This is a genomic window from Streptomyces sp. NPDC058373 (assembly GCF_042723275.1).
Lineage (GTDB): Bacteria > Actinomycetota > Actinomycetes > Streptomycetales > Streptomycetaceae > Streptomyces.
Map to the genome: position 1 here is coordinate 225,676 of NZ_JBHXJE010000001.1, position 21,132 is coordinate 246,807.

Here is a 21,132-nt window from a genome sequence, read left to right on the forward strand (position 1 = left end):
CCGGCCCCCCCCCCCCGGGGGGGGGGGGTTCGTGCTCGGCGGCGGGGCGGCGCGGGGGCACCTGGCCCCCCCCCCCCCCGACGGCACCGAGCCAAGAGGTACGGGGGGAACCCCGGCTCGTGCCACGCCGATGACCAGTCGGCTCACTTCCTACTGCGCCGTACGCCCGCGAAGTGTCACACCGGTGTGCCACGGGTGCGCCGCCACCCTCGCCGGGCCGCCCCGGAGCCGGTTGCCCCGGGGCGCCGCCGCGCGGCCCGGCGGCCCGGACTCCCGCGCCCGGTCCGGCTTTCCCCTTGACCTTCACACCGGTGTGAGCCCCGACCATCTCCTCAGGACGGCGCCCGCCAGGACGGCGGAGCCCCGAGACGCCCGCGCCCGGGCCACCCACCGGAGGAGACCTCGCGATGTCCGCGACCCCGCACAGCAGCACCGACCCCGCACCCGCCACCCCCGTCACCGTGCTCGGCCTCGGCCGGATGGGCCGGGCCCTGGCCGCCGCCTTCGTCGCGGCGGGCCACCCCACCACCGTCTGGAACAGGTCGCCCGGGAAGGCCGCCGAACTGGTCGACCGGGGCGCCACCCTCGCCGGGTCGGTCGAGGAGGCCGTCACGGCCGGTCCCCTCGTGGTCGTCTGCGTCTCGGACGACCCGGCCGTGCACCAGCTCCTCGACCCGCTGGACGGCGCCCTGGCCGGCCGGACCCTGGTCAACCTCACCACCGGCACCTCCGCCCAGGCCCGGGCCAACGCCGCCTGGGCGCGGGAGCGGGGCGCGGCCTTCCTCGACGGCGCGATCATGGCCGTACCGGAGGACATCGCCACCGACGGCGCCGTCCTGCTCTACAGCGGCCCGCGCGACGCCTACGGCGCGCACGAGCCGGTGCTGCGCGCGCTGAGCCCGGCGGGCACCGCGTACCTCGCCGCCGATCCCGGCCTCGCCGCGCTCCACGAGCTGTCCCTGCTCGGCATCATGTGGGGCGTCCTCAACGGCTTCCTGCACGGCGCGGCCCTGCTCGGCACGGCGGGCGTCCGCGCCGAGAGCTTCGCCCCGCTGGCGGCCCGGATGACCGGCGTGGTCGCCGGATACGTCACCGCCGCCGCACCCGAGGTCGACGCGGGCTCCTACCCGGCGGGCGACGCGGCCCTCACCGTCCACCAGGAGGCGATGCGCCACCTCGCCGAGGAGAGCGAGGCGCTCGGCGTCAACGCCGAACTGCCGCGGTTCTTCCAGCTCCTGGCCGACCGGGCGGTGGCCGACGGCCACGCCGACAGCGGCTACTCGGCACTGATCGAGCAGTTCCGCAAGGCCTCCCCCGCCTGACGGCGGGCCGAAGGCGCCGGGTCACTCCCCGGACGGCGCGGGCGAGGGGGTCGCGCTCGCCGAGGGCGACGGGGTGGGCTCGCCGCTCGCCCCCTCACCGTCCTCCGGTGCCGCCCCGCCGTCCGCGTCCTCACCGTCACCGGTCTCCGGGGGCGGGGCGAAACCGAAATCCGGGCCTGCCCCCTCCGCGGAGCCGCCGCCCGAGCCGGGCAGCGGCAGCGGCACGTTCGGCAGGCCCAACTGGGGCCGCTGGCGGGGTGCGTCGAGGACGCCGCGGCAGAACCGCTCGATGGCACCGGGGCCGCCCTTGGCCAGCCGCTCCAGGCGGCGCCGGTGGTCGGCGTCCATGGTGCCGTCCTGGTAGGCCCGGCAGGCGATCTCGGTGCGCTCCTCCCAGTCCCAGCCGCCGTCCCGGGACGGTGTCCGGCCGGGGCGGGGGGTCCGCTCGGGGGTGGGGGTGCCGGTGGGCGGGCCGGTGGTCTCCGGGCCGGGGGTCGGCTCCCCCTCCGTGGGGCTCGGCTCGGCCGGGGGCTCCGGCGGCGCGGAGGAGGCCGGGTCGGACGGGTCCGGCTCTGGCGAGGCGAGGACTTCGGGGGACTCGCTGCCGGCGGAGACGGAGGCGGCCGGCACCGGGGTCTCGGGACCGCGGAACGGCGAGGGCAGCACACCGGCACCGGCGGCCATGGCCACCCCGCCGATCATGAACCCGGTCAGCGCGACCGCCATCCCGAACCGCACTGGCCGCCCCCACCGCGAGGCGGCTCGCGCGGGGCCGCCGAGCCGCAGCACGCCCGCGTCGGCGCCCCGGCGGGCGGTGCGGAAGGCGGCGACGGCCTCCTCCTCGCGGGCGGCGGCCGCGTCGGCCGGGCCGGGCGTGGTGAGCGTGGCCAGGGCGGCCCGCAGCGCGGCGGCCTCCGGCGGGTCGGGGGGTGCGGCGGCGGGGCCGGAGTGCTCGCCGCGCAGCAAACGTTCGGTGGCGTCCTTGGTCGGCCATCCGTGGTGCTCGTCGGCCATCACATATCTTCCTGCGTCCGCGGAGGTGTTCGCGTCACACTGACGGTTGTCGCCGGGGATCGGTGCGGCGACCTCTGGGGCGGTACGGAGCCGGGGGCGCCCTCGGCGCGGCCGGTGCGGTCGGCGAGGAGTTCGGCGAGCCGCTTCAGGCCCCGGTGGGCGGCGGTGCGTACGGCGCCGGGGCGTTTGCCCAGCGTGTGGGCGGCGCTCTTGGCGTCCAGGCCCACGACGACACGGAGCACGACCGCCTCGGCCTGGTCCTGCGGGAGCTGGGCTATCAACGCGAGGGTGTCCCCGGTCGACAGCGCCTCCATGGCCTCACCGGCAGTGTCCGTCTCGGCGGCCCGGCCGGTCAGTTCGCTCTCGTCGCCGCCTATCGCGGGGCGGCGGCCGCGCATGCGGATGTGGTCGAGGGCGCGGTTGCGGGCGATCCGCGCGGCCCAGCCCCGGAACCGGTCGGCGTCACCGCTGAACCGGTCGAGGTCGCGCGCGATCTGCAACCACGCCTCGGACGCCACGTCCTCGGCGTCGGCGTCCCCGACGAGTGTCCGTACGTATCCCAACAGCCGCGGCTGCACGGCGCGGTACACAGTCCGGAAGGCGCTCTCGTCCCCGTCCTGCGCCGCGTGAACCGCGGCGGTCAGCTCCGCGTCGTCCCCCAGCACTCCCTCATCCTGCCCCACTAGTCGGCCGTGCCGTCACTCCCGGCCCAGACACCCCCTGGCGCCGACGCGCCCGCGCGGACCAGCACGCTACGACCTGCACGCCCCCGGCGTCCATGTCCCGCACACCCCGCTGTCGCCGCGTCACACAGCGGGGTGTGACAGAAAACGCACCGACGGCGCAGAGCAGAGTGACGGGTCGCCCGCGACTCGCGTCGACGACGGCCGGGGTCACTCCTGTGGGGGGTGGCGGCCCCGGCCGTCGTTCTGCTCGCCCGGGAAGGCCGACCAGGCCGGCGGTCTCCCTGTGGGCGGGGGCAGCCGACGTCCGGCAGGCGGACGTGAAATTGTCGCTCCGATGCCCGCCGTCCGCCCCGGTCGCCACGGTGAACCAGGGGCGGGAGTCGCGGAGGAGACCGCGTGCGCCGACCGCAACGTACGACATGCTCGCTCCGCCTCGTTCTCGATCGGGCGGCCGGCCCGTGCGGTTCCGCCTCACATGGACAGAACCCCCACCCGGTCCAGGAACCGGAAGAAGAGCGGTTCGGCGAACGGGTCCGCCGGGGCGGTGAAGGTGTCCAGCAGCGGCCGGTACGCCGCCTCGCGGCCGGTCTCGGCGGCCCAGGCGACGGCGTGGTCGGCGGCGTCGGGCGGCTCCAGGAAGTAGTCCTCGACGGCGAGGCCGTCGGCGCCCAGCCGGGTGGCCATGGCGTCGCGGGCGAGGCAGGCGGTCCAGGTGCCGCTCTCCGGCCCGGCCGCCTCGATGACGACGCAGGCGCTGTCCATGACGTAACCGAAGAGGGCGGGGTGGCCGGTCTCCTCGGCGAGGCTGTTCATGCTGCCGATGTCGGTGGGGCCGCCCTCGGTCGGGCACTCCCAGATCTGCCAGTCGTCGGGGCGCCGCTCCAGCAGACTCAGCGTGGCGCCGACCGGCCGCAGGGCCGCCAGCGTGTCGAGCGGAGCGGCGCTCCTCGCCACGACGTAATAGCCCCAGTACCCCATAACCCTGCTCCCCCGCGTTCGTGTGCGTGACTCCCACCGGCAGGGACGCCTCGCGGGTGCGCGGGCGTTCCCGGCCGGGGGCCGTGGGACGCGCGGACCCCCGCGCCTTCGGCGCGGCGGTCCGCCGCGCCCCCGGCGGCCTGCGGCGACTTCAGCACATCCGGGTGGGCGGCGCCACCGAAAGCCCGCATCCCGTGCGGCGAGGGGATGCGGGCCGCGCGGCGCGCGCCGGGGTCAGACCTTCTCGGGCGCGTGGCTGCCGGGGACGGGCGCCGCCGGCGGCCACGGGTGGTGGACGCGGGCGTTCTGGCGGCGGGTCAGGGCGAGCACGAAGAGGACGGCGATGACGGCGTGGACGACGCTGAACGCCTCGGAGAACGCCACCATCCGGTAGCCGCGGGCGATCGCCTCCAGTTCCTCGGCGCGGTTGAGGACGCGCGTGGAGCCGTTGCTCAGCACGGTGTCGAGGAGGAACGTGCCCCACCAGAGGTTGAGCAGCAGGGTGCCGCGCCGGTCGACCGGGGAGACGGAGGCGTGCCAGGTCTCGGAGGCGATCCGGCGCGGGAACCAGAGGCTGACCACCGGCACGAACCACGCGCCGATCGCCCAGCCGCGCGCCTTGGTGTGGCCGTACGGGTCGAAGACCTCGGCGTTGACCCGCGTACGGCGGAACCACAGGAGGAAGAGCACGATGCTGGCGAGGTAGGCCGGGCCCCAGAAGGTGGCGAGCCACACGGAGACGTCCTCTGTCTCGGCCCAGCGCTCCTCGGCCGCCCAGTCACCGCCGGTCACGCTGTCGACCAGCCCGGCCATCCGCAGGTCGAGGACGGCGCCGGCCAGGTCCGCGAGGCCGACCAGCGCGAAGAGTGTGACGACCGCCCAGCCGAATCCGGCCGGCGAGCGGAGCACCGCGTCGCCGGAGACGGGGACGGGCCTGCGGCCGTCGAGGTGGGTGCGGCCGTCGAGCCGGTGGGCGTCGGCGCAGAGCGTGCAGTGCGGCGAGGGCAGCACGGCGCCGTTGGTGCGGCATCTGAGGCAGAGCATGGCGAAGGAACCCCCCACGGGTGGAGCCGTGCGCCCGCGCCCCTCCCCCGAGGCGTGCGGCCGCGCACAGCGGAAAACCCCGTCCGCGAGCGGCAGTCCGGCGGGGACGGGGCGTTGACCTGCGAAGAGTAAGGCAGCGGGGGCGCGACGGGAAGCTTCTTTTCCGGGGGCCGGCCGCGCCCCTGCGGCTCAGTCCTCGCCCGTGGCCTTCCGGGCGAGCTGCCGGAACTCGGTCCAGCTCGGTTCCGGCTCCCCGCTGTTCCACACCTTCTCGGCGAGGGCGGCGAGCGGCATGCGGATGCCGTCGGCGACCTGGCCGGTGGTCCGGGCGTCGGCGATGTCGCCCCAGACGGCGAAGCGGGCCCCGAGGATGTCGTCGTCCCAGCGGGCGGCGACCGGCTCGGAGCCGCGCAGCACGCGCGGGGTCCACTCGCGGTAGATGCGCTCACCGGTGGGATAGGTGAAGGTCTGGGGCTCGCCGAGCACGTAGTAGAGGTACTCGTCGTTCATGTTGATCACCTTGAACCCCTCCTCCAGGTACTCCGTCGGCGGGCGCGCGCCGATCTCCTTGCCGGTCCAGTACTCGACCTCCAGGTCCTTCGGCGGTTTCACCTCGGTGTCGGCGAAGAGGCCGTCGTTCCAGACCTTCAGGGTGCGGTCGAAGGGGCGCAGGGTGGCGGCCCGGTCGGCGACCCAGCTGGTGGCGAGGTCCTCGATCCGGGCGTTCTGCCCGTGCTCCTCGCGGGCGGCGCGGGCGAGCCGCGGGTAGGACTGCTCGGGGTCCTGCGCCATCAGGGCCGGGTACTCGTCGGCGCCGAGGTGCCAGTAGGAGCCCTTGAAGAGTTCCGCGTACTCCTTCAGCAGGTCGTCGACGATGCGGGCGGAGTCCGGGTTGGCGATGTCGATGGCACCGCGCGGGGTGTCGCCGTCGGCGGCGCGGAGCTGGAGGTCGGGGTGGGCCTCGATGACGGCGCCGAGGTGGCCCGGGGAGTCGATCTCGGGGACGACGGTGATGTGCCGTTCGGCGGCCACCTTGAGGATGCGGCGGACCTGGTCCTTGGTGAGGTGGTCGTCGGAGACGACCTCGGGGTGGCTCTCGGACTCGATGCGGAACGCCTGGTCGTCCGAGAAGTGCAGGGAGAGCTGGTTGTACTTGAGGTCGCCGATCTCCCGGATCCGGTCCTCGATCCACCCGGCGGGGTACGGCTTGCGGGCGATGTCCAGCATGAAGCCGCGCTGCGGCTTGGCGGGCGCGTCCTTGACGACGCCCTCGGGGGCACTCGACCCGGTGCGCAGCGCCTGCTTGAGGGTGCGGGTCCCGTAGAAGACACCGGCCTGGTCGGGCGCGGTGATCCGGACCTGCCCGCCGGCCACCCGCATCTCGTACGACTGGGGCCCGCCGCGGCTGTCGCCCTCCACGTCGAGCCGGACGTCGCCGCGCTCCGGTTCCTCCTCGCCGCCGTAGTCGACGCCGAGTTCACGGGCGAGCAGCCGTCCCTCGTCGGCCAGCTCGCCGTCGGCTATGACCACCCGGCTGCCGTCGCCCGGCTTCCACCCGGGCCCGCGCGCCGCCTCGTGCTCCCGCACCGAGGGGACGGTGCCGGGCTCCTTCGAGACCGGGTACGAGGAGGGGTCGCGGACCGGCGCCTCGGCGGCACCGCTGTCCGGGGTGGAGCCGTCGGGCGCCCGGTCCTCGTGCGGCCAGGCCGCGATGGTCAGCGCGGCGGCCCCGGCGACGACGACCGCGGCGATGCCCAGCAGGTAGCGGGCCCGCCCGCCGCCGGGTGGCCGGCGGTGGCCGTGGGGCCGGGCCGGGCTCGACCCGCCGCCGGGCGTGCCGGGGCCTTCGGGGTCCTGCGGTTCGCGCGGGCGGTCGGCGTCCATGGGGGCTCCGTACGTCGTGGGGAAGGGGGCCGGGAGGGTCGGGGGCGGCGGCTGGGCCGTCCGGGTGAACGGCGGGGTGGGGTGCGGGGTCACCCGGCCGGCGGGGCGGGCGGAGGCGCGGGGGGCGCGGGGGACACGCCCGGGCGCCGGTCGGGACGGGAAATCGCCCGGTTGGGGGTGTCAGCGCAGCGTGCGGCCGTCCACGAAACGTCTCGAAACTCTCCCGTTCGGATGAAATTCGCGCATGCGTCGGACTCTTTCCGTCATCCCTCGCTAGCGTGGCGGCGCTGTCCCGCCCCCGCACGAGGAGCGCACGCTGCCCGCAGAACCAGGCCGGAGCACCCACGCCCCGGCCGTACCCGGCCACCCCACGGTGCCGCCCGGACTCGCCCGGCTCAACTCGGACCCGGCCGACCGGGCCGTCGCCGCGCTCCTGGCCTGCTGCGCCTGCCCGGAGTGGGCCGAGCGGCTGGCGGCCCACCGCCCGTACCCGGACGTCCCCGCCCTGCTCGCCGCGAGCGACGAGGCGCTCTACGATCTGCCGCCCGACGCCCTGCGCGCGGCGCTGACCGGCGAGGGCTCCCGGAGCGCGGCCCCGCCGAGCGGCTACTCGGCGGCCGACACCGCGCTGGACTACGCCCAGAAGGCGTACGCGGAGAGCTTCGGCTACCCCTTCGTCGTCTGCCTGGACGGCGAGCCCCCGGCCCGCGCCCTGGATCTGCGGCTCGCGGCGATCCGCGCCCGGCTGGGCCACCCGGCGGAGGCGGAGCTGCCGGTGGCCGCCGAGGAGCTGCGGCGACTGGTCCGGGGACGGCTGGCACGCCGGGCGGCGGCCGCGCTTCACCCATCCGGCGCACTCCCGGCTCCCGGCAGGCGGGGCCCGGCCCGGCCGCACGGGTCGCCAGAAGACGCCGCATGCCCGGAATCACGGGATTCGGGGCGTCCTGATAGCCCGTACGTGCCAGTTTGATCACAGGGAAGCCCCCCGCGCGGAGGAACCGACAACACGTCGCTACGATGGCCGGGGCCGGTGGACCGTACCCGGCCGGGCCAAGACCGACCTAGGAAGCCGGCAGGCCCCAAATCCTTTCCCCGGAGGGTTCTTCCGTGCCGGCTGGAACGCTGTACCGCGGCCGGGAAGGAATGTGGTCCTGGGTGGCTCATCGAGTCACCGGCGTCCTCATTTTCTTCTTCCTGTTCGTACACGTGCTGGACACCGCTCTCGTCCGCGTCTCCCCTGAGGCGTACGACGAGGTCGTTGCCACCTACAAGACGCCCATCGTCGCCCTGCTGGAGTACGGCCTCGTCGCCGCCGTGCTCTTCCACGCGCTCAACGGCCTGCGGGTGATCGCCGTCGACTTCTGGTCGAAGGGCGCCCGCTACCAGAAGCAGATGCTGTGGTCCGTGGTGGGAGTGTGGCTCGTTCTGATGGTCGGGGCCCTGTACCCCGTCCTCGGCCACGCCGTACGCGAACTGTTCGGGAGCTGACGCCGATGTCCACTGAGACCAACGCCGCCGTCGGCCCCGTCGAGGGCGCTTCCCTCTACGACGTCGACAACCCCGCGCCGATCATCGAGCCGCCCCGTCAGCGGACCCGCAAGACGCCCAAGTCGACCCGCGGCAACTTCGAACTGGCCGCGTGGCTCTTCATGCGCCTGTCCGGTGTCGTCCTCGTCGTCCTGGTCATCGGCCACCTGCTGATCCAGCTCGTGCTGGACGGCGGCGTCTCCAAGATCGGCTTCGCCTTCGTGGCCGGCCGCTGGGCGTCCCCGTGGTGGCAGATCTGGGACCTGGCCATGCTCTGGCTGGCGATGCTGCACGGCGCCAACGGCCTGCGGACCGTCATCAACGACTACGCCGAGCGCGCCAACACCCGACTGTGGCTGAAGGGCCTGCTCTACACGGCCACGGTGTTCACCATTCTGCTGGGCACGCTGGTGATCTTCACCTTCGACCCGAACATCCGCTAGGCACGGGGCTGAGGCAACCGACATGAAGATCCACAAGTACGACACCGTCATCGTCGGCGCCGGCGGCGCCGGCATGCGCGCCGCCATCGAGGCGACGAAGCGCAGCCGCACCGCCGTGCTGACCAAGCTGTACCCGACCCGCTCCCACACCGGCGCGGCCCAGGGCGGCATGGCCGCCGCCCTCGCCAACGTCGAGGACGACAACTGGGAGTGGCACACCTTCGACACGGTCAAGGGCGGTGACTACCTGGTCGACCAGGACGCCGCCGAGATCCTGGCGAAGGAGGCCATCGACGCGGTCCTCGACCTGGAGAAGATGGGCCTTCCGTTCAACCGGACGCCCGAGGGCCGCATCGACCAGCGCCGCTTCGGCGGCCACACCCGCAGCCACGGCGAGGCCCCGGTCCGCCGGGCCTGCTACGCGGCCGACCGCACCGGCCACATGATCCTCCAGACGCTGTACCAGAACTGCGTCAAGGAGGGCGTGGAGTTCTTCAACGAGTTCTACGTCCTGGACCAGCTCATCACCGAGGTCGACGGGGTCAAGAAGTCCGCCGGCGTCGTCGCCTACGAGCTGGCCACCGGCGAGATCCACGTCTTCCAGGCCAAGTCGGTCGTCTACGCCTCCGGCGGCACCGGCAAGTTCTTCAAGGTGACGTCGAACGCGCACACCCTGACCGGTGACGGCCAGGCCGCCTGCTTCCGCCGGGGCCTGCCGCTGGAGGACATGGAGTTCTTCCAGTTCCACCCGACCGGCATCTGGCGCATGGGCATCCTCCTCACCGAGGGCGCCCGCGGTGAGGGCGGCATCCTCCGCAACAAGGACGGTGAGCGCTTCATGGAGAAGTACGCGCCCGTCATGAAGGACCTCGCCTCGCGCGACGTCGTCTCCCGCTCCATCTACACGGAGATCCGGGAGGGCCGCGGCTGCGGTCCCGAGGGCGACCACGTCTTCCTCGACCTCACCCACCTGCCGCCGGAGCAGCTCGACGCGAAGCTCCCGGACATCACCGAGTTCGCGCGCACCTACCTCGGCATCGAGCCCTACACGGACCCGATCCCGATCCAGCCGACCGCGCACTACGCCATGGGCGGCATCCCCACCAACGTCCAGGGTGAGGTCCTCGCGGACAACACCACGGTCGTCCCGGGCCTGTACGCCGCCGGCGAGGTCGCCTGCGTCTCGGTGCACGGCGCCAACCGCCTCGGCACCAACTCGCTGCTCGACATCAACGTCTTCGGCCGCCGCTCGGGCATCGCCGCCGCCGAGTACGCCCACAGCAACGACTTCGTGGAGCTGCCGGAGGACCCGGCCGCCCAGGTGATCGAGCAGGTCGAGCGGCTGCGGGACTCCAACGGCACGGAGCGGGCGACCGACCTGCGCACCGAGCTGCAGGAGACGATGGACGCCAACGTCATGGTCTTCCGCACCGAGCAGACCATCAAGACGGCCGTCGACAAGATCGCCGAGCTGCGCGCCCGCTACAAGAACGTCTCCGTCCAGGACAAGGGCCGCCGCTTCAACACGGACCTGCTGGAGGCCATCGAGCTGGGCAACCTGCTCGACCTGGCCGAGGTCATGGCACAGTCGGCCCTCGCCCGCAAGGAGTCGCGCGGCGGTCACTACCGCGAGGACTTCCCCAACCGCGACGACGTCAACTTCATGCGCCACACCATGGCGTACCGCGAGGTCGGCGACGACGGCACGGAGTCGATCCGGCTCGACTACAAGCCGGTCGTCCAGACCCGCTACCAGCCGATGGAGCGTAAGTACTGATGGCTACCCCCGTACTCGACAAGCCGGTCGCGGACGCCACCGCGTCGCACCTGATCACGATCACGCTGCGCGTGCGCCGGTTCAACCCCGAGGTCTCCGACGAGGTCACCTGGGAGGACTTCGCGCTGGAGATCGACCCCAAGGAGCGGGTCCTCGACGCGCTCCACAAGATCAAGTGGGAGATGGACGGGACGCTGACGTTCCGCCGCTCCTGCGCCCACGGCATCTGCGGCTCCGACGCCATGCGCATCAACGGCCGCAACCGCCTCGCGTGCAAGACGCTGATCAAGGACATCAACCCGGAGAAGCCCATCACGGTCGAGCCCATCAAGGGGCTCGCGGTCCTCAAGGACCTCGTGGTGGACATGGAGCCGTTCTTCCAGGCGTACCGGGACGTCATGCCGTTCCTGGTCACCAAGGGGAACGAGCCGACGCGGGAGCGGCTGCAGTCGGCCGAGGACCGCGAGCGGTTCGACGACACCACCAAGTGCATCCTGTGCGCCGCGTGCACCTCGTCGTGCCCCGTCTTCTGGAACGACGGCCAGTACTTCGGCCCCGCGGCCATCGTCAACGCGCACCGCTTCATCTTCGACTCGCGTGACGAGGCCGGGGAGCAGCGGCTGGAGATCCTCAACGACAAGGACGGCGTGTGGCGTTGCCGCACCACGTTCAACTGCACGGACGCCTGCCCGCGCGGTATCGAGGTCACCAAGGCGATCGCCGAGGTCAAGAAGGCGCTCATCACGCGCCGCTACTGAGTCCCGCCCGGCCCGAAGGCCCCGTTCCCGGTACGTCCGGGGGCGGGGCCTTCGGCGTGTCCGGAGCCTGCGGCGGAGGCGGCGGCACCGCTTGTTGAACATGTTCAAAAGGTCTACTGTCATCCGTGAATGCCCGCCTCCCAGCGGCCCGTACGGCGGCTCACCGTGCTGTACGACGCCGCCTGCCCGCTCTGCACCCAGCTGCGCGGCTGGCTGGAACGCCGCCGCCAGCTCGTCCCGCTCGACCTCGTCCCGGCCGGGTCCGAGCGGGCCGAACGGCTGCTGCCCGGCCTCGACCACGCGGCCACCCTGGAGGAGATCACCGTGGTGGGCGACGGCGGGCAGGTCTACCGGGGCACGGCCGCCTGGATCACCGCCCTGTGGGCCCTGGACGGCTACCGCGCCCTCGCCCACCGGCTGGCCACGACCGCCTCCGGCGCCCGCCTGGCCCGGGGCGCGGCACTGGCCGCCACCCGCCTGCGGGAGTCCTCCCGGCAGTGGGGCGGGGCGAGTTACCCGGCCGCCGACGGCTGGCGGTACGAGCCGCGTACGGGCTGGGTGCACGAGCCCCCGGGGTACGGCACGGCCTGCCCTGCTGACGGTTAGGCTCGGCCGCGTGCCAGCACGGAAGAAGAGCAGCGAGGACCACGACGGGGCGAGCGCGCGGGGGGCGGCCGCCCCGTCGGCCGCGCCGGCCAAGGAGGCGGACGGCCGGGCCGCCAAGAGCGAGCAGACCCGCGCCCTGATCCTGCAGACGGCCCTGCGCCTCTTCCAGGAGCGCGGCTTCGACAAGACCACGATGCGCGCCATCGCCCGCGAGGCCGGCGTCTCCACCGGCAACACCTACTACTACTTCGCCTCCAAGGAACACCTGGTCCAGGGCTTCTACGACCGCATCGCCGACGAACACCGTGCGGCCGTGGCCCCGGTCCTGGCACGGGAGACCGGCCTGGAGGAGCGGTTCGCCGGAGTACTGACGGCCTGGCTCGACATCGCGGCCCCGTACCACGAGTTCGCCGCCCAGTTCTTCAAGAACGCCGCCGACCCCGCGAGCCCCCTGAGCCCCTTCTCCACCGACTCCTCCCCCGCCCGCGACGCCGCCATCGCCATCCAGCGCGAGGTCCTCACCGGCTCCCGCACCAAGCCCCCCGCCGAACTGGCCCCCGTCCTCCCCGAGCTGATGTGGCTGGCCCAGATGGGCCTGGTCCTCTACTGGGTCTTCGACTCCTCCCCCGACACCGAACGCACCCGCCGCCTGGCCGTCCGGGGCGCCCGGCTGACGGCGCGGGGGGTCACCCTGTCGCGGTTCCGGGTGCTGAGGCCGCTGGTGCGGGAGGTCCACGAACTGCTGATGGACTTCCTGCCGGGGGCCAGCGAGACATTGAGCACGAAGGAGCGCCGGAGGCAGGCCCGTACTACGGAGGGCACGGGGACGACGGACGCCACGAGCGCGATGGAAGCGGCAGGCGCGGCGGACTCGGCAAGCGCGGCGGACTCGGCAGGCGCGGCACCCCCGGAGAAGGCACCCCCCTCCCACCCCTGAGGGCGGCACCCGGAGAACGCCCCGCGCCCGGCAATCCCCAGCCCGGCCGGCGCTTGAGGCCACCCCGCCTCGGCCCAGTCCGAGCCGAGCCCGGCACACAACCAGCCCGGCCGGCGCTTGAGCCCGTGCTTCGGGCGGCCCGCCCCGTCACGCCCCCACCGTCGCCAGCGCCCACACCGTCTTCCCGTACCGCCCCCGGTCGCGGACGCCCCACGCCTCGGAGAGGGCGGAGACGACAGTGCGGGCGTGGCCGGGGAGGATCTCGTCGGGAGGAGTCGCGGGCGAGGGGAGCCTACTGGCGGGGCCGGGCTCCGGGGCGGGAAGGACGGCCTCGTCGGGGAGGCCGTCGGAGACCTCGATGAGGCAGGAGCCGTGGGCGAGGACGGTGACGGCGACCTCGAAGTCGGGCTCGTCGCGGGGGCCGTGGAGCACGGTGTCCGCGGCCAGCTCGGAGACGATCAACACGGTTTCGTCACGTATCGCACTCCCCGCCGGGTGCCCCCAGCTGCCCAGATGGTCCCCGGTCCGGTGCCTGGCCTCGCCCACCGAAGCGGGGTGCCGGGGCAGCCGGAACGCCTTGCGTCTCAGCACAACCGACTCCGTCATCCCCACAGTGCACACATTTTCGTCACATGACGCAACGTCATGTGCGTCACGGAAACACCGCGGGCCGCCCACGGATCACTCCGGAGCGGCCCGGCGGGCATCTGCCCGCTGTTCGGAGGGGGGAGGGCGGAAACGGCCGCCCACGCCCTGCCGAAGGGGTCGGACGGGTCAGCTCCGCTTGGCGGCGAGCTGGACGATCGTGATGTCGGAGGGGGCTCCGACCCGCACCGGCGGGCCCCAGGCGCCCGCGCCGCGGGAGACGTAGAGCTGCGTGTCCCCGTACCGCTCCAGTCCCTCGACGGTCGGGTTGGCGAGGCCGGCGACGAGGTTGCCGGGCCAGAGCTGGCCGCCGTGGGTGTGGCCGGAGAGCTGGAGGTCGACGCCGTGCTCGACGGCCTCGTCGATGACGATCGGCTGGTGGGCAAGGAGGACGCTGGCCCGGGAGCGGTCCCGGTCGCCGAGGGCGCGGACGAAGTCGGGGCCCTGGCCCTCGCTCTCGCCGGCCACGTCGTTGACGCCCGCGAGGTCGAACCCGGCCTTCTCCACCCGGGCGTTCTCCAGCGGCCGCAGCCCCAGCTCGCGGACGTGGTCGACCCACTCGGCGGCGCCGGAGAAGTACTCGTGGTTGCCGGTGACGAAGTAGCTGCCGTCGCGGGCGCGGAGCTGAGCGAGGGGTTCGGCGGCGTGGCCGAGTTCGGCGACGGTGCCGTCGACCAGGTCGCCGACGACGGCGATCAGGTCGGGCTGGGCGGAGTTGATCGTGTCGACGATCCGCTGGGTGTGGCCCCGGCCGAGGATCGGGCCGAGGTGGACATCGCTGACGACGGCGATGCGGTAGCCGTGGGCGGCGCGCGGCAGCTTGGCCAGCGGCACCGTCACGTGCTTGAGCTTGGGCCCGCGCAGGACGCCGTACGTCCCGGCGCCGACCGTGCCGAGGGCGACGGCGGCGGCCGTGCCGCCCACGATGCGGGAGACGAAGAGGCGGCGGGAGGGGGTGGGCCGGGGCTTCGGGTCGGGGTCGCCGGGCGGCAGCGTGCCCGCGGGCGGGGCCGGGGGCGCCGGCGCCTCGGTGGCGGGCTCGGCCACGGCGCAGCCGCCGGAGGCGGTGCCGGGGCGGGCCTCGGTGCCGGCCGGCCCGGCCGCGGTGGCGGTGCCGGTGGAGTCGGCCGGCTCCGCCGGGTCGGCAGGGTCCACCGTGTCGGCGGGGTCGGCGGGCCCGTCGGCGCCCGCTCCCGGCTGAGGCGCGGCGGCCGGAGCCGAGGCCGCCCGCCCCTTCTCCCCCGGCGCGCGCACGCGCAGCAGCACCGGCCGGACCAGCTCGCCGACGAGGAGCGCCAGCGTGACGTACATGAAGACGGCGACCCAGAGGTAGCCGGGCCAGGCCAGGATCTGCTTCAGCAGGAAGGGCAGGCCGGAGCGGCCGGAGGCGAAGGCCGCGACCACCAGGACAGGACCGAGGACGAAGAGCGCCGTGGCGACGCGGCGCACGGTGGAGCCGGGCCGGGTGGTGTCCCGGACCATGCGGCGCCAGACGTACCAGTGCAGGGCCGCCAGCGAGGCCAGGACGGCGCAGGCGACGAAGACGAAGAGGAGGTTCATGGCGCTCGTTCGGTCCTCGGGTCAGGGGGTGGGGCCGGGCGGGGTGGGGGCGTCGGCGGGCGTGGCGTTCTTCTCACGTCGCAGGGCGCGCAGACCGCGCAACCCGATGACGCCCACGGCCGTCCCCAGAAGGAAGGACGTCACGGCGAGCAGCAGGTGGACCCAGAAGTAGCCGGTGGGGTCACCGGCGGCGTCGAAGGCGAGCCCGCTCGCGTCGTTCCAGAGATTCTTGACGAAAGTGACCCAGATGAACCAGCTCCACACCCCGAAGGCGAGAAGGAACCAGGAGACCGGGCGGCTGAGCTTCATACGCCCAGTATCGCGGCCCTGTTCCGCTCCCCCGAGCCGGGGTGGGGAGCCGGTGGCAACCGTTCCTCTTGGGGCGGTACCCGTCCGGGAGACCGGGGCGCAGACAGCCTTCGCCCGTACCTGTACGTTCTCGGTCGTGCCTGCCTTGCGAAAGACCACCGTGCTGGTCGCCTCCACCGCCTTGATGACTCTTTCCGCCGCGTTCCCGGCAGTTGCCGCCGATCAGCCGGACGATGACAAGGCGAGGCCGCCGGGGAAGATGTCCCAGATCGGCGGCGCCCGCCTGGGCCAGGCCGGTACGCAGGTCAACGCCGGGCCGGGGGTGCCGAAGCTCCCGAAGAAGCTGACCGGGCGGTCCTGGATCGTCGCGGACGCCGAGAGCGGTGACGTCCTCGCGTCGCACAACGCGCACTGGAAGCTTCCCCCCGCCTCCACGCTGAAGATGCTCTTCGCCGACACGGTGCTGCCGAAGCTGCCCAAGGACGAGAAGCACCTGGTCACCGACGAGGAGCTGGCCGACGTGGGCGCGGGCTCCAGCCTCGTCGGCGTCAAGGAGGACCAGACGTACACCGTCCACGACCTGTGGCTCGGCGTCTTCCTCTCCTCGGGCAACGACGCCGTGCACGTGCTCTCCGCGATGAACGACGGCGTCAAGAAGACCGTCGCCGACATGAACGCGCACGCCAAGGAGCTCCAGGCACTCGACACCCATGTGGTCAGCCCGGACGGCTACGACGCCAAGGGCCAGCTCTCCAGCGCCTACGACCTGACGCTGATCGCCCGGTCGGGGATGCAGAAGAAGGACTTCCGGGAGTACTGCTCGACGGTGAGCGCTCAGTTCCCGGGCGAGAAGAAGAAGGGCGAGAAGCGCGAGCACTTCGGCATCCAGAACACCAACCGCCTGCTCACCGGCGCGATGGGCCTGGACCGGTACGAGGGGATCGCGGGGGTGAAGAACGGCAACACCACCAAGGCGGGGGCGACCTTCACCGGCGTCGCCGAGCGCGACGGGCGGGTGCTGCTGGTCACCGTCATGAACCCGGACAGCCGGGAGAGCCAGGCCGTCTACCAGGAGACGGCCCGCCTCTTCGACTGGGGCTTCAAGGCGGCCGACAAGGCCGATCCGGTCGGCACTCTGGTCCCGCCGGTCAGCGCCGAGGCCGCTGTGGGCAAGGAGACGCCCGAGGGCGCGGCGGGCGGGGCGCCGGCTCCGGCCGCCGGGGGCGAGGCCCAGGCAGCGGCGTCCGCCGGGTCGACCGGGGTCGGCACCGCGCTGGCGGTCGCGGGCGGTTCACTGCTGCTGCTCGGGGCCGGGGTGTACGTGATCAACCGGCGGCGCCCGCTGCCCGGGCGGGGGACGGGGCGCAGGCGCCGCTGAGCCGGGCCGCCCGCCCGGGGCCGGGGCGGGGCTGTTTCTCGAAGGGCTCGCGCCTGGGGCCGCCTCCGGCAGGGCGGGCCGCGGTGGCGCCGGGCGCGGGGGCGCGAGTGGAGCCGGACTCACCGCCCGTACCGCCGCTGCCGTCCGCCCCGCCACCCGAACCGCCGGCGCCGCCCTCGCGGTCCTCCCCCTCCGGCAGCGGTGTGGCCGTCCAGGCCGCGCAGACGAGGACGAGCTTGGCCGTGAAGTTGATCCAGAGCAGCAGGGCGATGGGGACGCCGAAGGCGCCGTACATGCTCTTGGCGGCGACCCCGCTGATGTAGCCGCCGAGCAGCAGCTTGAGGAGTTCGAAGCCGACCGCGCCGATCAGGGCCGCGCCCAGCAGGGCGGTGCGCCGGGGCTGGACGGCCGGCAGCAGGGTGAGGACGTAGAGCAGGACGAGGACGCCGGCGAGGACGGCGAGGGCGAAGGCGGCCAGCCGGAGCAGGACGGCGCCGACGCCCGTCTCGTCGAGGCCGATCTGCCGGGCGATCCAGCCGACCGCGCTGCCGCCCGCCGTGGAGGCGACCAGGGAGACGATCCCGGCGGCGCCGAGGCCGGCCAGGACGACGACGTCCTTGGCCTTGCGGGCGACCGGGTTGCCCTCCAGGTCGGGCAGTTCCCAGACGGCGCGCAGGCAGTCGCGGATGGAGCCGACCCAGCCGACGCCGGTGAGGAGCAGCAGGGCACCGGCGATGAGGGAGACCGTCCCGGCGTTGTCGACCAGGGAGGCGATGTCGAGCTGGTCGGAGATGCCGGGGACCTGCTCGGCGAGCTGGTCCTGGAGTTCGCGCTGCCGGTCCCCGGAGAGGGCGGAGGCGGCGGCGGCGGCGACGAGGGTGAGCAGCGGGAAGAGCGCGAGGAAGCTGATGTAGGTCATCGCGGCGGCCAGTTGCGACCACTTGGTGCGGTCCAGCGTCTCGTAGGTACGCCACAGATGGGTACGGGTGAGCCGTGTCATCCACACCCCGACCACCGGGAGTCTCGTCAGCCAGTCCACGCTCTCCGCCTACCCCCTCTGTTCGCGGCCGCACGGCTCGCACACCCCCACAATTACGGCACGAGCGCCGACAATTCAATGAATGGACCATCTCAGTGAAACTCGGGATGTTCCGGCATGAACAGCCCTCATCCGGGCGATACGGTCGCCGACATGGCTGTCGACACCACCGTTCCGCTCACCGGCCGGGGCCGAAACACCCCCACCGCCGCCCGCCTGTTGAGGCCGCGCAGTTACGAGGAGGCGGCCGAGGCCGTCCGCGACTGCGGGCGGCGCGGCGCCATCGCCCGGGGACGGGGCCGGGTACCGGGGGACGCCGCCCGTAACGCCGGGGGCGACGTCCTCGACATGTCCGCCCTGGACCGGGTGCACGCCATCGACGCGTCCGGCGGCACCGTCCTGTGCGACGCCGGGATCACCCTGCACCGCCTGGCCGAACTGCTGCTGCCACTGGGCTGGTTCGTGCCGGTGCCGCCGGGGACGGAGCGGATCACGGTCGGCGGCGCCCTCGGCGCGGACCTGCACGGCGCCAACCACCACCGCGCGGGCTCCTTCGCCCGGCACGTCCTCGCCTTCGAACTCCTCACCGCCGACGGTGCGGTGCACATCGTGGACCGGGGTACGCCGCTCTTCGACGCGACCACCGGCGGCCTCGGCCTGACCGGAGTGGTCCTCACCGCCACCGTCCAGCTCCAGCCGGTCTCCACCGCCCTGCTGCTGACCGGCTCGTCCCGCGCCACCGGCCTGGACGATCTGATGGCCCGCCTCTGCGACGCCGACGCCCGCCACACCTACGCCACCGCCCGCGTCGACCTGCTCGCCCGGGGCGCCGCCACCGGCCGCGGCGTCGTGCTCCACGCCGACCACGCCCCGCCGGAGGCGCTCCCGGCCCGCCTCGCCCGCAGGCCGCTCGCGGCCCGGCCGCACCTGCCGGTGCCGCCGCAGCTCCCGCCCGGCCTCGTCCCCCGCCTCGCCTCCGACCGGCCGCTGGGCCGCCGCGCCCTCGGCCTCCTCCAGGAGCTGCGGCACCGGGCGGCACCGCGCAGCCGCGCCGGGGCCCTGCGCGGGCTGACCGCCGCCCTGCCGGTGCTGGACGGCGGCCACGCGCTGGGGCGGGACGCGGGCGCGGTGGCGTACCGGTGCGCGGTCGGGCACGGCGAGGAGGAGGTGGTGCGGCACGTCGTGCGGCGGGTCGCCGAGCGGGGGTGCGCGAGCGGGCCGGGGCTGCTGAAGCGGTTCGGGGAGGGGTCGCCGGGGTGGCTGTCGTTCCCGGCGCGCGGCTGGGGGCTGTCGCTGGAACTGCCCGCCGGGACGCCGGGGTTGAGCGCCCTCCTCGACGAGCTGGACGAGGCGGTGGCCGCCGCCGGGGGCCGGGTCTGCCTGGCCCGGGACAGCAGGCCGCGGCCGGAACTGCTGCCGGTGATGTATCCGCTGCTGGACGACTTCCGGGAGCTGCGGGCCGCGGTGGACCCGCGTTCCGTCTTCACCTCCGACCTCGCCCGGCGGCTCGGCCTGTGAACCGGCCGCCGGGACACCCGCGAAGGAGCGGCGCGTTGAAGGACGCCTTCGGTCTGCCCCAGTCCCTGTTGGTCCTCGGCGGTACCTCGATGATCGGGCTCGCCACCGCGCGGCGCCTGATCGCCCGCAGGACCCGGCTGGTCCACCTGGCGGGGCGCCCATGCCCCGCGCTGGAGAAGGCCGCCGAGGAGCTGGGGGCGCTCGGCGCGGAGGTCCGTACGGTGGCCTTCGACGCGCTGGACCCCGCCTCCCACCAGGCGTCGCTTGGACCGGTGTTCGCCTCCGGTGACGTGGACGTGGCACTGCTCGCCTTCGGCGTCACGGGCGACCAGGCGCGCGACGAGAGCCGCCCGCTGGACGCGGTCCGGGTGGCGCAGACCAACTACACGGGCGCGGTCGGCGCCGGCCTGCTCTGCGGCGCCGCGCTCCAGGAGCAGGGCCACGGCACGCTGGTGGTCCTCTCCTCGGCCGCCGGCCAGCGGGCCCGCCGCGCCGACTTCATCTACGGCTCGTCCAAGGCGGGCCTGGACGCCTTCGCGCAGGGCCTCGGCGACGCCCTGTACGGCACGGGCGCGCAGGTGATGGTGGTCCGCCCCGGCACGGTCCTCGGCCCGGGGGCGCCGCGCGGTGACGCCCGCCTCACCACGACCCCGGAGCGGGTCGCCGCGGCGATCGAACTGGGGCTGCGCCGGAACGCCGAGACGGTGTGGGTGCCGGGCGGGCTCCGGCTGGTGATGTCGGCGGTACGGCACCTGCCCCGGCCGCTCTTCCGGCGGCTGCCGGTCTGAGCGTCCCGGTCCCGCGTACGCGAAAAGGGCCGCCCCTCGCGCGCGGGCGCGGGAGGCGGCCCCGGGCGGCGCCCCATGGGGGAGGGAGCCGTCCTCGCCGCCGCGTGGGTGCGGCGGCAGGGGTGTCACGCGGCGGCCGGAGCCGCCGGAGGCGGGGTCAGGAGCGGGCCTCGGCGACGGCCTCGGCGAGGCCGTTGGCCCAGAGCTGCTCGACGCGGGCGCGCTCGGTGGCGTCCGGGTTGGCGTTGGTGCAGGACGGGCCGGGGCCGCCGCCGGACATGAGCTGGCTGCACGGGCCGGAGTAGGTGTCGGGCAGGCCGAGGACGTGGCCGGTCTCGTGCGTGGTCACGCGGGTCGAGTCGTACTGCTGGTTCTGGGCGTAGTCCAGGAAGATGTAGCCGCGGCCGTGGCCGTCGGTGCTGGCGTACGAACCGCGCGGGTCGTCGCCCTCACGGTAGGTGAAGTCGGCGTTGGAGCCCTCCTGGAGGCGGACGTTGGAGACCGAGCCGTTCCAGATCGAGGTGGAGCTGGCGATCTGCGAGCGGAAGGTCGGGGCGCCGGAGGCGTCGTAGGTGACGGTGACGGCCTGCGCGCCCGGGTTGGCGGCGCGCTTCTCGGCGACCGCCTTCAGCACCGCCTCCTGGAAGGCGCGGGTGGCGGCGGCGTTCTCGGTGGACGCCTCGTAGGCGGCGACCGAGCGCGGGGTGGAGGCCTCGGCGGCCGCCGAGGCGGGGGCGACCGAGCCGAGAGCGGCGGCGGCGGCGAGGCCGAGCCCGGCGAGGACGGAGGCGGTCCGGGTCATGCGCATGTGGGGGTCTCCTGACTGTCCGCGGCACGGGCGGAGTGGGGCCGCCCCGTACCGGACCGAGGAGTTCGGTCCGGTGACGAGTCTGGAGCGCACCGGCGCCGGGCACATGAT

General features: G+C 74.1%; 21 protein-coding genes. 11 read left to right on the top strand and 10 right to left on the bottom strand.

Features of this window, described 5'->3' with window-relative positions; genetic code table 11:
• The first annotated feature begins 407 nt into the window (after positions 1-407).
• Positions 408-1,322 (top strand): NAD(P)-dependent oxidoreductase, encoded by a 915-nt coding sequence (locus ACFWMZ_RS01070; RefSeq protein ID WP_383198996.1) that lies wholly within the window; start codon positions 408-410, stop codon positions 1,320-1,322.
• A gap of 21 nt (positions 1,323-1,343) precedes the next feature.
• Here ACFWMZ_RS01070 and ACFWMZ_RS01075 read toward each other — a convergent pair whose 3' ends face one another.
• The 5 genes from ACFWMZ_RS01075 to ACFWMZ_RS01095 form a co-directional block, all read right to left on the bottom strand.
• Entirely contained in the window at positions 1,344-2,336 is a 993-nt protein-coding gene (locus ACFWMZ_RS01075; RefSeq protein WP_383179121.1) for a hypothetical protein, read from the bottom strand.
• Positions 2,336-3,001, bottom strand: coding sequence for an RNA polymerase sigma factor (locus ACFWMZ_RS01080; RefSeq protein ID WP_383179118.1), 666 nt, complete (start codon positions 2,999-3,001; stop codon positions 2,336-2,338). Before ACFWMZ_RS01080 ends, ACFWMZ_RS01075 begins: the two co-directional genes overlap by 1 nt.
• A 492-nt stretch (positions 3,002-3,493) precedes the next feature.
• Positions 3,494-4,000: a hypothetical protein gene (locus ACFWMZ_RS01085; protein WP_383198998.1), complete on the bottom strand. Its 507-nt coding sequence runs from the start codon at positions 3,998-4,000 to the stop codon at positions 3,494-3,496.
• A 234-nt stretch (positions 4,001-4,234) separates the two neighbouring features.
• Entirely contained in the window at positions 4,235-5,044 is an 810-nt protein-coding gene (locus ACFWMZ_RS01090; RefSeq protein ID WP_383199000.1) for a DUF4328 domain-containing protein, read from the bottom strand.
• A gap of 189 nt (positions 5,045-5,233) precedes the next feature.
• On the bottom strand, positions 5,234-6,928 hold the full coding sequence (locus ACFWMZ_RS01095) for a glycoside hydrolase family 20 protein (RefSeq protein ID WP_383199001.1): 1,695 nt from the start codon (positions 6,926-6,928) through the stop codon (positions 5,234-5,236).
• A gap of 373 nt (positions 6,929-7,301) precedes the next feature.
• On the opposite strand from ACFWMZ_RS01095, the gene ACFWMZ_RS01100 reads away from it, so the two are divergent.
• From ACFWMZ_RS01100 to ACFWMZ_RS01130, 7 genes are all read left to right on the top strand, one after another.
• On the top strand, positions 7,302-7,898 hold the full coding sequence (locus ACFWMZ_RS01100) for a 2-oxo-4-hydroxy-4-carboxy-5-ureidoimidazoline decarboxylase (RefSeq protein WP_383179107.1): 597 nt from the start codon (positions 7,302-7,304) through the stop codon (positions 7,896-7,898).
• Positions 7,899-8,035: 137 nt separating this feature from the next.
• Positions 8,036-8,416 carry a succinate dehydrogenase, cytochrome b556 subunit gene (sdhC, locus tag ACFWMZ_RS01105; RefSeq protein WP_383179104.1) on the top strand — a complete coding sequence of 127 codons (381 nt, stop codon included), beginning with the start codon at positions 8,036-8,038 and terminating at the stop codon, positions 8,414-8,416.
• Between the two features lie 5 nt (positions 8,417-8,421).
• Positions 8,422-8,898: a succinate dehydrogenase hydrophobic membrane anchor subunit gene (locus ACFWMZ_RS01110; RefSeq protein WP_383179102.1), complete on the top strand. Its 477-nt coding sequence runs from the start codon at positions 8,422-8,424 to the stop codon at positions 8,896-8,898.
• Positions 8,899-8,920: 22 nt separating this feature from the next.
• Complete coding sequence (gene sdhA, locus ACFWMZ_RS01115) at positions 8,921-10,675, top strand: succinate dehydrogenase flavoprotein subunit (protein ID WP_383179099.1); 1,755 nt, start codon at positions 8,921-8,923, stop codon at positions 10,673-10,675.
• Positions 10,675-11,433: a succinate dehydrogenase iron-sulfur subunit gene (locus tag ACFWMZ_RS01120; protein WP_383179096.1), complete on the top strand. Its 759-nt coding sequence runs from the start codon at positions 10,675-10,677 to the stop codon at positions 11,431-11,433. The genes sdhA and ACFWMZ_RS01120 overlap by 1 nt, the downstream gene beginning before the upstream one ends.
• Before the next feature lie 129 nt (positions 11,434-11,562).
• The gene (locus tag ACFWMZ_RS01125; RefSeq protein WP_383199002.1) at positions 11,563-12,039 is read left to right on the top strand and encodes a thiol-disulfide oxidoreductase DCC family protein; all 477 of its coding nucleotides are present in this window, start codon (positions 11,563-11,565) and stop codon (positions 12,037-12,039) included.
• A 10-nt stretch (positions 12,040-12,049) separates the two neighbouring features.
• Positions 12,050-12,976 carry a TetR/AcrR family transcriptional regulator gene (locus tag ACFWMZ_RS01130; RefSeq protein WP_383199004.1) on the top strand — a complete coding sequence of 309 codons (927 nt, stop codon included), beginning with the start codon at positions 12,050-12,052 and terminating at the stop codon, positions 12,974-12,976.
• A gap of 147 nt (positions 12,977-13,123) precedes the next feature.
• Here ACFWMZ_RS01130 and ACFWMZ_RS01135 read toward each other — a convergent pair whose 3' ends face one another.
• From ACFWMZ_RS01135 to ACFWMZ_RS01145, 3 genes are all read right to left on the bottom strand, one after another.
• Positions 13,124-13,582 (bottom strand): ATP-binding protein, encoded by a 459-nt coding sequence (locus tag ACFWMZ_RS01135; protein WP_383179090.1) that lies wholly within the window; start codon positions 13,580-13,582, stop codon positions 13,124-13,126.
• Between the two features lie 168 nt (positions 13,583-13,750).
• Positions 13,751-15,181 (bottom strand): metallophosphoesterase, encoded by a 1,431-nt coding sequence (locus tag ACFWMZ_RS01140; RefSeq protein WP_383199006.1) that lies wholly within the window; start codon positions 15,179-15,181, stop codon positions 13,751-13,753.
• 21 nt (positions 15,182-15,202) lie between these two features.
• Entirely contained in the window at positions 15,203-15,490 is a 288-nt protein-coding gene (locus tag ACFWMZ_RS01145; RefSeq protein ID WP_383179085.1) for an SCO4848 family membrane protein, read from the bottom strand.
• Between the two features lie 136 nt (positions 15,491-15,626).
• Here ACFWMZ_RS01145 and ACFWMZ_RS01150 point away from each other — a divergent pair, with 136 nt between their 5' ends.
• Positions 15,627-16,868, top strand: a complete 1,242-nt coding sequence (locus ACFWMZ_RS01150; RefSeq protein WP_383179082.1) for a D-alanyl-D-alanine carboxypeptidase family protein — start codon at positions 15,627-15,629, stop codon at positions 16,866-16,868.
• Here the strand turns inward: ACFWMZ_RS01150 and ACFWMZ_RS01155 are convergent.
• Positions 16,816-17,907, bottom strand: coding sequence for a YihY/virulence factor BrkB family protein (locus ACFWMZ_RS01155; RefSeq protein ID WP_383199008.1), 1,092 nt, complete (start codon positions 17,905-17,907; stop codon positions 16,816-16,818). The two genes, ACFWMZ_RS01150 and ACFWMZ_RS01155, sit on opposite strands and share 53 nt — an antisense overlap.
• 153 nt (positions 17,908-18,060) lie before the next feature.
• Between ACFWMZ_RS01155 and ACFWMZ_RS01160 the strand changes: the two genes are divergently transcribed.
• On the top strand, positions 18,061-19,425 hold the full coding sequence (locus ACFWMZ_RS01160; protein WP_383179076.1) for an FAD-binding protein: 1,365 nt from the start codon (positions 18,061-18,063) through the stop codon (positions 19,423-19,425).
• Between the two features lie 35 nt (positions 19,426-19,460).
• Positions 19,461-20,213 carry an SDR family NAD(P)-dependent oxidoreductase gene (locus tag ACFWMZ_RS01165; RefSeq protein WP_383199010.1) on the top strand — a complete coding sequence of 251 codons (753 nt, stop codon included), beginning with the start codon at positions 19,461-19,463 and terminating at the stop codon, positions 20,211-20,213.
• A 157-nt stretch (positions 20,214-20,370) separates the two neighbouring features.
• Here ACFWMZ_RS01165 and snpA read toward each other — a convergent pair whose 3' ends face one another.
• The gene (gene snpA, locus ACFWMZ_RS01170; RefSeq protein WP_383179070.1) at positions 20,371-21,021 is read right to left on the bottom strand and encodes a snapalysin; all 651 of its coding nucleotides are present in this window, start codon (positions 21,019-21,021) and stop codon (positions 20,371-20,373) included.
• Positions 21,022-21,132 lie beyond the last annotated feature (111 nt).